The sequence below is a fragment of the Bacillus sp. TH50 genome, assembly GCF_016650565.1.
GTDB classification, from domain to species: domain Bacteria; phylum Bacillota; class Bacilli; order Bacillales; family Bacillaceae_G; genus Bacillus_A; species Bacillus_A mycoides.
This window is the reverse complement of record NZ_JAEKFM010000007.1, coordinates 188,556-199,504: the sequence shown is the minus strand read 5'-3', so window position 1 is coordinate 199,504 and position 10,949 is coordinate 188,556. Positions and strand designations below refer to the sequence as shown.

General features: G+C 35.0%; 11 protein-coding genes. 3 read left to right on the top strand and 8 right to left on the bottom strand.

The features are described from left to right. Window positions 1-5: 5 nt before the first annotated feature. The 5 genes from JFU23_RS18120 to nagE form a co-directional block, all read right to left on the bottom strand. Window positions 6-200 (bottom strand): LSm family protein, encoded by a 195-nt coding sequence (locus tag JFU23_RS18120; RefSeq protein ID WP_002125042.1) that lies wholly within the window; start codon window positions 198-200, stop codon window positions 6-8. Between the two features lie 16 nt (window positions 201-216). Beyond that, complete coding sequence (locus tag JFU23_RS18115; protein WP_002125041.1) at window positions 217-618, bottom strand: LSm family protein; 402 nt, start codon at window positions 616-618, stop codon at window positions 217-219. A 170-nt stretch (window positions 619-788) separates the two neighbouring features. After that, window positions 789-1,604 carry a sugar ABC transporter ATP-binding protein gene (locus JFU23_RS18110; RefSeq protein WP_201032413.1) on the bottom strand — a complete coding sequence of 272 codons (816 nt, stop codon included), beginning with the start codon at window positions 1,602-1,604 and terminating at the stop codon, window positions 789-791. A gap of 86 nt (window positions 1,605-1,690) precedes the next feature. After that, window positions 1,691-2,941: a serine hydrolase domain-containing protein gene (locus JFU23_RS18105; protein WP_201032412.1), complete on the bottom strand. Its 1,251-nt coding sequence runs from the start codon at window positions 2,939-2,941 to the stop codon at window positions 1,691-1,693. Between the two features lie 264 nt (window positions 2,942-3,205). Then, a complete protein-coding gene (gene nagE, locus JFU23_RS18100; RefSeq protein WP_002169219.1) occupies window positions 3,206-4,699 on the bottom strand; it encodes an N-acetylglucosamine-specific PTS transporter subunit IIBC in 1,494 nt (497 codons plus the stop codon). Window positions 4,700-5,023: 324 nt separating this feature from the next. Here nagE and glsA point away from each other — a divergent pair, with 324 nt between their 5' ends. Next, window positions 5,024-5,953, top strand: a complete 930-nt coding sequence (gene glsA, locus JFU23_RS18095) for a glutaminase A (RefSeq protein ID WP_201032411.1) — start codon at window positions 5,024-5,026, stop codon at window positions 5,951-5,953. Between the two features lie 173 nt (window positions 5,954-6,126). Continuing rightward, window positions 6,127-6,471 (top strand): DUF3969 family protein, encoded by a 345-nt coding sequence (locus tag JFU23_RS18090; RefSeq protein WP_002091149.1) that lies wholly within the window; start codon window positions 6,127-6,129, stop codon window positions 6,469-6,471. Between the two features lie 163 nt (window positions 6,472-6,634). On the opposite strand, the gene ytaF is transcribed toward JFU23_RS18090, so the two are convergent. After that, complete coding sequence (gene ytaF / locus JFU23_RS18085) at window positions 6,635-7,246, bottom strand: sporulation membrane protein YtaF (RefSeq protein WP_201032410.1); 612 nt, start codon at window positions 7,244-7,246, stop codon at window positions 6,635-6,637. Window positions 7,247-7,383: 137 nt separating this feature from the next. On the opposite strand from ytaF, the gene JFU23_RS18080 reads away from it, so the two are divergent. After that, complete coding sequence (locus JFU23_RS18080) at window positions 7,384-8,037, top strand: helix-turn-helix domain-containing protein (protein WP_002169221.1); 654 nt, start codon at window positions 7,384-7,386, stop codon at window positions 8,035-8,037. Between the two features lie 97 nt (window positions 8,038-8,134). On the opposite strand, the gene JFU23_RS18075 is transcribed toward JFU23_RS18080, so the two are convergent. Together JFU23_RS18075 and JFU23_RS18070 are read right to left on the bottom strand one after the other, a co-directional pair. Then, the gene (locus JFU23_RS18075; protein ID WP_085308954.1) at window positions 8,135-9,457 is read right to left on the bottom strand and encodes an acetylornithine deacetylase; all 1,323 of its coding nucleotides are present in this window, start codon (window positions 9,455-9,457) and stop codon (window positions 8,135-8,137) included. Between the two features lie 47 nt (window positions 9,458-9,504). Continuing rightward, window positions 9,505-10,926 (bottom strand): amino acid permease, encoded by a 1,422-nt coding sequence (locus JFU23_RS18070; protein WP_085308952.1) that lies wholly within the window; start codon window positions 10,924-10,926, stop codon window positions 9,505-9,507. Window positions 10,927-10,949 lie beyond the last annotated feature (23 nt).

The window sequence follows — 10,949 nt, the reverse complement described above, 5'->3', positions numbered from 1 at the left end:
CACTCTTACCCTTCCAAGCGAACATAAGCAATAATAGGAATACGCACAAGTACATCTTCAGGTGGTCCATAAGAAGGAGATGTACGAACACTTACTGCCCCGTCCGTAACAGATAAAAGAATACCTGCAACAATTTCGGCCGCTGTCACAACTTGCACTAATTCACCAACATGGTTACGCAATTCATCAGTAAATAACATATATAAGTCTCCTTTCTTACACTTCTTTCATTGATATAATACTTGTAAATGGTAATAAAACTTCAGTTCCTATTCCTTCTTGCAGCGTTAAGAAATCGTCACCAACTGCTACAATAACACCTATTAACTGTCCAACTGTCACAGTAATCTCTACGTTTTTACCTAAATATTGCTTTGCAATTTCCTTAAAAGGTGATGTATTGCATTCTTTTAAAATGTTACAAATAATAGATTGAAATTGACTTGATTCTATAAACTCTTCCGTAGCTTGCTTAGAATTTCTTTGAATAAATCTCGCAAAGTTTTGTGAAAATAAAAGTCGTTCCACAGCAGGCAGTAACTTGTCATCTAAAAAATAGCCTAATTGTCTATTAAACAGTCTGGATAATTTATGCCAATATTTTCTGAACAGACACATATGCTTCTCCTCCTATTATTTTTAAAGTATAAAAATTTACATCCATACATCTTAATTTATACAAAGCAGACTTTTTTTGTGATAGGTAAGGCATACATTTTCTAAAAGAAATAATTGTTTCAGAGCATAAAAAAAGATAGATGGTTTCCCATCTATCTCTTTGCTAATCTTTAATTTTTAATTGTCACAATGGCAGCTACGCCGTAATATACCCCTCTTGATAATTCTGCTTGTCCGGATATAGAAGCTGTAACAAGGGATCCACCACTTGCCGAAAAATATTTTGCAGCTTCTAACGGAATACCATCTTCTTTCACATCAATATGTGTTCCATCTTGCCAGTCTATTTTCTGCATTGTTGCTGAAAAGTCCCCAGTCACTTTACCAATTTCCTTACCATTCATCTCTAAAAATATCCATTCCCATTTTGTTAAACTTAGTACTTGTTTCAACTCTCCAATTTTCTTTCCATTTACACTATAAAATATATAGAAGTTACGCACGCCCATCTTCTTTTGAACACGCAGCAATCTTTCTCCCGATTGATTATATAAATAAAATTGTTGCTTATGTAGTCCCTTAAAAAGAAAAGAAAGTGCGCCTTTCCATATACTTTGAATAACGGAATTATACTCTTCTTTTAAAAACCCTACTGCACTGCCATCTAATCCAAAGTACGTTATTACTTGAAATACCCCTACCTCTCTACGAACAACGAACTTTTGTTGTTCAAATAATCTAGAGCTCCCCATATTACAATTATCCTGTCTAAGCATTTTTGCTCTTCGTTTTTCTATAAAACTATATATTAGTAATCCAAACGCTGGTAGCAAAATACCTATTAATTTCAGAATTTCTTTATCTGAAGTGAATATTGTTCCTTTTTTATATTCCATAACTAATCCAATTACAACGATAATCCATACAATGATAGCTATAAACAAAGTTCGTTTCGCATTGCGTGCATGATGCTTATGTATACTCATAAACCTCCCCCTTTTCCATTTATTTCATTATCGCACCGCACATATATTTCCTCAATGCAAAAAAGACTATCCAAAAGGACAGTCTTTTACACTTCTATATTTCGTAACATCGTATAAATGTCGTTATTCACTTTACCAAATGATTTAATGTTATTTTGAATGTTAGATAATAAAACCACATATACACTACCATTTTTACTAAAACCATTTAAGCAATTCCAACCTGGCATTACACCATGATTTGAATAGCTTCCTGGATCTACATACCAGCCAAATCCATAATCCTTTTTCACGGCTGTAAACATTTGATTATAACTCTCTTTTGAAATTAATTTTCCAGAAAAGAGTGCTTCATTAAATAAATATAAATCATGCGCGCTCGTATATATATCACCACAACCATATAGTTGTGACATGCTCGGAATATTAGGTGTTGTCATATTGTTATTCACTATTTTATAACCCGTTGATGGGAATCTTGTTTGTTCCAATGCTGTACCGAAACCAGAATGTTTCATACCCGCAGTCGCAAAAATATGTTGTTTTATATATTCTTCGAGCGACTGTCCACTTACCTTCTCAGCAATGTAAGCAAGTATAGAGTAGTTCGAATCGGAATACTTCCATTTCTCTCCTGGACTCCCGATACGCTTTTGATTTCCTATCCGCTTTATCAGTTCTTCATGAGAAATATCCTCTTTTCCCTGCTCATATTCCGGAATGCCTGATGTATGTGTTAATAGATGTTTTAACTGAATGCTATTACCTTGAGGAAAGTCTGGAATATACTTTGCAATTGTATCCTCTACTTGTAACTTATTTTGATCTTTGAGTTGCATAATAGCAGTCGCCACAAATGCTTTTGAAATAGAACCAATATAAAAGGTCGTCTCTGAATTATTCGGCACTTGCTTCTCTTTATTAGCCATGCCGTATCCTTTATTCACAAGAACTTTCCCATTCTTCACAATAACAGCTGTCCCACTAAATCCCATGCTCTGTAAATATTGATCCAATTGAGCGTTTTCATTAATTTCTTGAGGCGGTCCCTCAGCAGGTTTCTCTATAACTTGCGCCTGTTTTATCTGTTCTTCCTGTTCTTTTTGTTTTCTTTGTTTTTCAGCTTCTTGCCTTTTCACTTCTTCTATCTTTTTTATCTCTTCTTGCTTCTTCATTTCTGCTGCTGCTTTTAAAGTTTCCTCTTTTTTATTATGCGCAACAATTTTTGTATACATGAAATATACAAGTGATAATAGTAAGACGAGAATGATTGTTCTTTTTATGTATACAATCGGCCGACGTGCTTTCCCATTAACAGTATTTTTTTCCTGATCCATGATTACCTTTTTCCCCTTATTTACCGATAATTTAATTCATCTACACAAGACTTTCTCCAAATCATTTCAGTAGATTATAGACACTCCATTCTATGTCATCCCTACTTTATCACGCGCTGAACATATTACCAACCTATATGTATAAAAAAGAAAAAGAAAATTTACAAAAGTAAGATTCTCTTTAAAATTTCAACATAATAAAAGAGGATATCCTGTAAAAGATTGTTGTTATCAATCTTTTTGGATATCCTCTTATCTAACTATTTATACGTGTTTTTTCATATCATCGGCAACAGATTCAACATTTGTACCTACGATAACTTGTACACTTGTTTCACTTAATTTCATAACACCTTTTGCACCCGCACGTTTTAATGCTGGTTCATTTACTAAACCTGCATCTTTCACTTGTAAGCGTAAACGCGTTGCACAGTTATCAATAACTGTTAAGTTGTCTTTTCCGCCTAAAGCTGCTACGTAAGTTTCACCAATTGAACCTGCAACTGGTGCCTCACCATCTTCAACTAACTCATCGTCATCTTCACGACCTGGAGTTTTCAAGTTGAACTTCTTAATTAAGAAGTAGAATACTGCAAAGTAAATTGCTGCATAAATTAAACCGATACCTGCTAATAATACAGGTTTTGTTGCAATACCAAAGTTGATAACATAATCAATAGCACCAGCACTAAATGTGAAACCATCATGAATGCCAAGTGATGTTGTTATGAATAAAGAAAATCCTGTTAATACTGCATGCACACCATATAATACTGGTGATAAGAACATGAATGAGAATTCAATTGGCTCTGTAATACCAGTTAAGAATGAAGTTAATGCTAGACCACCTAACATACCTGTAACCATTTTACGTTTTTCTGGTTTAGCAGCCGCAATCATTGCGAAACATGCTGCTGGTAAACCGAACATCATAACTGGGAAGAAACCAGTCATAAACATACCTGCTGATGGGTCTTTTGCAAAGAAGCGTGCAATATCACCATGAACGATATCACCAGCTGCGTTTGTAAAGTCACCAAGTACGAACCAGAAGTATGTGTTCATTACGTGGTGTAAACCGATTGGAATTAATAAACGGTTTAATAATCCAAATAACCCTGCACCGATTGAACCTAAGTTTACGATACCGTGTGATACTGCATCAATACCAGTTTGGATTGTTGGCCAAATTTGACCGAATACTAATCCTAACAGAAGCATTACAATAGAAGTAATGATTGGTACGAAACGTTTTCCAGCAAAGAATCCTAACCATTCTGGTAGTTTAATCTTATGGAATTTATTGTATAGTAATCCAGCAACAACCCCAGCAATAATACCACCGAGTATGGCCATATTTATTTTTGGCGTTAACGCCGCTGCTTTTGAAATTTTATTCATTGTATCCGCTAATTTAGTTGGATCTACTGAACCGACTAAATCTTGAACACTTTTTAATTTATCATTTAGTTCTGCTGTTGAGTAAGTAACACTTAAAGCATTAGTTGTATTCTTCATAACTAAATAACCAATTGCACCTGCAAGACCAGCTGCACCACTACCGTCAACAGATAAACCGATTGCAACACCGATTGCAAAAATAAGTGCTAAATTATCAAAAATTGCTGCACCGGCCTGTGCCATAACAGGAATGTTTAATACGTCTTCTTGTCCTAGACGAAGCAATAATCCTGCTGCTGGTAGCACTGCGATTGGAAGCATTAACGCTTTACCAATACGTTGTAAAAACTGCAACATTTTAATTCCCCCTATCAAATTTATGAAATCGTTATCATTATAAGTACGCCTTAGAAAACGCTTTCTATTTACATAACCATAATAACATATAGTTGTATAGATGTGTAGTTTTTATTTCCGAACTTTTTATGGATAAATCTCCTATTTCCAAACTGTTATATAAAAGGAAAATTTTCCTTTTATAACACGGAATAATCGAAACTGAAGACTCACTATAGAACATTCAACTTTCGTTTTATCATTCCACTTTTTCATGTTATTATTTATTTCCGAGCATATCGGGAAAAGTAAACTTAGTTAATTCGAAATAGGAGCGTTGGTACTATGCAGTGCATTGAAACAAACAACTTACAGCAGTTGTTAGAACAAGTAAAACCATATACGAAAAAAGGAAAACTTGCTACTTATATCCCCGAACTAGGAAATGCAAATCCAAATGATCTAGGGATTGCTATTTTCCATAAAGAAACAGAATATATTCATGCTGGTAACTCACAAACACTATTTACTCTTCAAAGTATTTCTAAAGTAATTACACTTGCTCTTGCCCTTTTAGACCGTGGTGAAGAATATGTATTTTCTAAAGTTGGAATGGAACCAACTGGTGACCCATTTAATTCTATTATTAAGCTTGAAACAACAAGTTCTTCCAAGCCTCTTAATCCAATGATTAATGCGGGTGCATTAGCTATTACAAGTATGCTAGCTGGTAATGATAACGAGGAGAAGATGGAACGCATTCTTCAATTTGTGCGTGATATAACAGACAATCCTACTATTAGTTATTCTTCTAAAGTTGCCACTTCTGAATTAGAAACAGCTTACTTAAACCGTTCACTTTGTTACTATATGAAACAAAATGGCATCATCGATAACGATATTGAAGAACTTATGGATTTATATACGCGTCAATGTGCAATTGAGGTTAACTGTATCGACCTAGCACGTATTGGTTTAATCTTTGCAATGGATGGATATGATCCTTATAAAAAGAAACAGATCATCCCTAAACATATTACGAAAATTTGTAAAACATTTATGGTTACTTGCGGGATGTATAATGAATCTGGTGAATTTGCAATTCGTGTTGGAATCCCTGCAAAAAGTGGTGTAGCGGGCGGCATTTTCGGCTGCGTAAAAGGCAAAATGGGAATCGGTATTTTTGGACCAGCTTTAGATGCAAACGGAAATAGTATCGCTGGTTTTAAAATTCTTGAATTACTTTCTGCCCAAGAAGGTTGGAGTATGTTTTAATTTAGAAGTTATCCTGCTATATTGGCAGGTTTTTTATTTCACAAAAAATCCGTTCTACTAGGCATCAACACAATTCAAAAAAACAGTAATAAAAGTTCTCTTTATTATGCATATTTGCTCCCCCCTCCTGAATAATATAGTACAACCTAGCGCTGTATGTGGAGGTGTAAAAGATGAAACTCATATTTCAAATGGAGAAACAACCTGTTCTCGAAAAAACAATTCTTCTTTTCATATTGAGTATTGTAGAAAGTTTGAAACTAAAAGTTGTTTCACTCGATGAAGCTCACCGATACATATTCAATTTAGAAGTGCTTGAACTATTAATGGATCGGAACATCGATGATCAAGTATTAGAACTTATTCATTTTGGAATGGGACTTGAAGACATTTACCATGTACTTCCCGAAGAACTTGAGCATAGTATTGAAGAACTGAAATGGCTTTGTATTCAAGTTTTAAGTGAGTACAGTATGCATGATGATGAATGTGCACAACTAATTGAAGATATACGCTAAAAAGCACCTATGCAGGTGCTTTTACTTTTTTAAACCTTTTTACACACAAAGATTTGTATAATACTTACAATCTTTCATTACCGTGAAAAGATTTCACGTCGATATATGCAATTTTTTAGTGTATTTCCAAGGAAATACTCGAATACTGTTTTCCCTATCCTTCTTACAACAATTGATCAATTCCAATAAGAATTAATAACACACCTGCAATTACAGTTGCCCATTTCCCTAAGTATTCAGCTAAAAATCTTTTACCAACATACGTAAAACCACTAATACAAATAAAACTAAAAACTCCAGAAATACATGCCGTAAGCCAAAGATTTAAATTTGTTACTCCAGCATCAAATCCACCTGCAATATTGTTTATGGACAATGCAACTCCTAAAACAATTGCTTCAGAAAAACTAATTGTTTTAGAACCATCAAAATCTGCTTTTTCTGGATTACGTAAAACCCCCATAAGTACACTACTATTTTTAGATTCTACGGTATCTTTTTGACTCAAGAAAGGCTGACATAAAATAAACACCCCGATTATTCCTAAAACGATTGCTCCAATAATGTTTGCTGTGAACTCTGAAATAAATAATGCGATCCAATTCCCAAAGAATCCAGCTAGTAAAGTAAATAAAAATCCAAAAAATGCGATGATAAAATTGTTAAGCCACGAAATTCGAATTTTACGAATGCCATATGCAATCCCAACACCTGCATTATCTAAATTAGACGCAATCCCGATTAAAAAAATTGAAAATAAACCTGCCGTACTCATCGTACAGTCACCCCTTTTCTCACTTTTCGTTGCATATTATGAAAATGTTGAGCAACTGTGCCTGTCTGTTTCATATACTTGTAATAAATGCTCAACATTTTTTCAACGATAGACAATAGAAAAGGAGTGCCTACATTATGCCCAATGAAAATCCAAATGAGCGGCTCGGTAAATTAATAAAGAAACTGTTAAAGGAGCGCGCTCTATCTATGCGCCAACTAGGAACACTTACAAATATTGATCCTGCAACAATTTCAAGAATAATTAATGGCAAACAACAACCGAAGCAAAACCATTTACAAAAATTCGCAAACTGTCTACAAGTTCCACCGCAATTATTACTTGATGAAATGTACCCTAACTCTCCACACATAAATAAGGAAAAAGCAGATATGTACACATCTCTCGATACAATTCAACAAACATTACAATCCTCTAACCTATTCGACTTCGAATACACAACAACTCGTGTAAAACAAGAACTTGAAAATTACGAGCGCTATGCTCAAACTACTGAAGGTGAAAAACGTATTCACGAGAGTTTCAAAAGTAAAATAGAACAAATTGATAGTGCTGGTCCTTTCATTGAGCAATTAACAAATATGTACCAACAATTTTGTACAGAAACCATTTCAACCGAAGAGCGTGCAATTATTGGGGGTGCCTTACTATATTTCATTTTATCAACAGACATTATCCCCGATTATCTTTTTCCAATCGGCTATTTAGATGATGCGATTGCCGTTGAATTAGCTAAAGAGAAATTAATTGAAATAAAACGAAAAACATAGAAAAATAAAGAACTATTTCAGTTGTTTATGTTCAACTCTGAAATAGTTCACTAAAAAAGCGTACAAGTACATACCTGTACAATTTCAATACACTAATCTATTTTTTTGTATGACACCATTCATATATGAACGCTGTTATTACTTTTGTAAATTCAATTAACTGCTCAACTTCAACTTTCTCATTTATTGAATGAGCTTCTTCTAATGTACCTGGTCCGTAAATAACAGCTGGAATGTTAAACTCACTAAACCATCCGCCATCAGTTACCGTTGCTGACATATCTAAAATTGCATTTTTAGATAAAATAGATTCATGTACTGAACTTAGCGTTTTGACAGCAACATGTTCGCTATCTACTTCTAAAGAAGGAAAAATTTCGCCACGATCCACAATCATTGATTCTCCGCCCCACTTAAATTGTGGTGGGTTCTCTCTTAACCATGGATCTGCTGCTGCCACTTTTCCTAAATACTCTTCTATTTCTTCTATTATTTGTTCATGCGTTTCATTTGGATAAAAATGTACGGTTATCCACAATCGGCACTCATCCGCAATAAATGCCGCATGACGTCCTCCTTCAATAACAGCTGGATTAATTGTTGTTGTTCCAGATGGATAGCCTTCATATGTTTTCATAACTGCCCAATGACGCTCTAATTCTTGTAAGCTTTGGACAATCTTCATCATTTTCTCAATCGCACTCGCTCCAAATAGACGTCCTCCAGCATGGATCATTTGTCTACGTGTTGCATCATGAAACGTTAGCGGGCTTTTCACTGTAATCCATCCAGTAATTACTCCGCCCTGCCCTTGCATATGTAAATTACTTGTATCAACTACTACTGCAAAATCAGCATCATAACCACGCTTACAACATTGAAGTGTCCCTGCTTCTCCTACTTCTTCGCCAATTACCGATTGAAAAATTAAATCTCCAGGTAATTCAATCCCCACTTCTTCTAAAAGCTGAATAGCAAATAAGGCTCCAGCTAGTCCACCTTTCATATCTGCCGCGCCTCTCCCAACTAACCAACCATCTTTTATAAACGGCTCAAACGGCTTTATTTCCCACGGTTCGTCCTTTGATACTTCTGCAACATCTATATGTCCATTAATAATGAGACTTTTATGTGACTCACTTGCTGTCCCCTTTTTCACTCCAACAACATTCGGATCATTTGGATATACATCCCATTTATCAATACTAAAATTTCGTTTTTTTAGAAACTCCGCAACAAATTCTTGCGCCCCATTTGTATTTCTTGCTGGTGGTGCTGGTGTTTCAAAACGAATTAAAGTTTTTGTAAGTTCTAGTAGCTCCTCTTTTCGTAAATCAATCTGTTCTAATAGCTGTGAAACTTCTTGATTCATTGCTAATTCCCCTTTGCATACGTAGTATGTTTCCAAATTTATTTTCACAAAAAAAGAGACTGTTTACAATCTTACAGTCTCCAAATTAATCACTATTATAAACTTTCTAATTCGGTTGTATTTGTCTTTTCAGTATGTTCTACTTTACTTCTCTTATTTCTAGTAGCACGATAAAACAGTAAACAAACAATCATAAATGGAATACCACAATACAATGCCATTCTTTGTTCCGGAATGAAAGCCATGCCAACAATTACTGCTAAATTTAATACTAACGCAAGAAGTGGAACAAATGGATACAATGGTGTTTTAAATTTTAAGTCCTTAATATCCCCGCCTTGCTTCAAATATGTCCTTCTAGCCAATAAATTTGAAAGAGCAATAGATGCCCAAACTAATATTGCTCCAAACCCAGCAATAGAAAGAAGCCATAAATAAACTGTATCTTCCGCATAAATACCTGATAGTAATGAGAGACACCCTACAAACGTACTTACAATCAATGCATAAATAGGAACACCGTTTTTAGATAATTTACCAAAAATCGGGCTAATCATTCCTTGATTAGACATAGACCATAGCATACGGGAAGTTGCATATAATCCTGAATTCGCAACTGATAGTACAGCTGTAATAATAACGAAATTTATAATATCAGCCGCATAAGGAATACCAATTTTATCAAATACAACTACGAATGGACTTTCTATCACTCCTGCTTGCTGCCAAGGAAATAGTCCCGCAAGAATAAAAATAGATAGTACAAAGAAAATAAGTATGCGCCAAACTGTATTATTAATTGCCTTCGGGATAGTTTTCTCTGGATTTTCACTCTCACCAGCTGCAATACCAACTAGTTCTGTTCCTTGGAAGGAAAAATTAACTGCAATCATTGTAATTAAAATGGCTGATAATCCATTTGGGAACAATCCACCATAATCAGTAAAGCTAGAAAACATCGGCGCTGGTTCATTTCCTTTCATATCTAGAAAACCAAACATTGCTGCCCCGCCCAAAATGATAAATGCAATAATTGTAATTACTTTAATACTTGCAAACCAGAATTCAACTTCCGCAAAACTTCTTGAAGATAACGCATTAATAACAAAGAGTAATACAGCAAACACTACGCACCAAATCCATGATGATACATCTGGAAACCAACGTTTCATTAATATACTAACTGCAATTAATTCAATGCCTATCGTAGCCGTCCAGTTTAGCCACGACATCCATCCCACTACATAACCCGCTGCAGGTGAAATATGTTTTGTAGCATATGTTTGATACGATCCTGCATCAGGCATCGCAACCGCTAACTCTCCAAGACAGAGCATCGTTAAATACATAACAAATCCACCGACAAGATACGCTACAATCGCTCCTCCAGGTCCAGCTTCATGAATTGTATAACTGGATCCTAAAAAAAGCCCAGTACCAATAACCCCTCCGAGTGCAATCATAAATATGTGCCGACTTTTCAATTCTCTTTTTAATCCTTGGTTTTGATCCATCATATAAATCCCCCCTTTTCACTTTG

Coding starts and splice junctions, on each gene's coding strand:
- JFU23_RS18120 (WP_002125042.1), bottom strand. CDS start 200: ATGTTATTTACTGATGAATTGCGTAACCATGTTGGTGAATTAGTGCAA.
- JFU23_RS18115 (WP_002125041.1), bottom strand. CDS start 618: ATGTGTCTGTTCAGAAAATATTGGCATAAATTATCCAGACTGTTTAAT.
- JFU23_RS18110 (WP_201032413.1), bottom strand. CDS start 1,604: ATGAGTATACATAAGCATCATGCACGCAATGCGAAACGAACTTTGTTT.
- JFU23_RS18105 (WP_201032412.1), bottom strand. CDS start 2,941: ATGGATCAGGAAAAAAATACTGTTAATGGGAAAGCACGTCGGCCGATT.
- nagE (WP_002169219.1), bottom strand. CDS start 4,699: ATGTTGCAGTTTTTACAACGTATTGGTAAAGCGTTAATGCTTCCAATC.
- glsA (WP_201032411.1), top strand. CDS start 5,024: ATGCAGTGCATTGAAACAAACAACTTACAGCAGTTGTTAGAACAAGTA.
- JFU23_RS18090 (WP_002091149.1), top strand. CDS start 6,127: ATGAAACTCATATTTCAAATGGAGAAACAACCTGTTCTCGAAAAAACA.
- ytaF (WP_201032410.1), bottom strand. CDS start 7,246: ATGAGTACGGCAGGTTTATTTTCAATTTTTTTAATCGGGATTGCGTCT.
- JFU23_RS18080 (WP_002169221.1), top strand. CDS start 7,384: ATGCCCAATGAAAATCCAAATGAGCGGCTCGGTAAATTAATAAAGAAA.
- JFU23_RS18070 (WP_085308952.1), bottom strand. CDS start 10,926: ATGATGGATCAAAACCAAGGATTAAAAAGAGAATTGAAAAGTCGGCAC.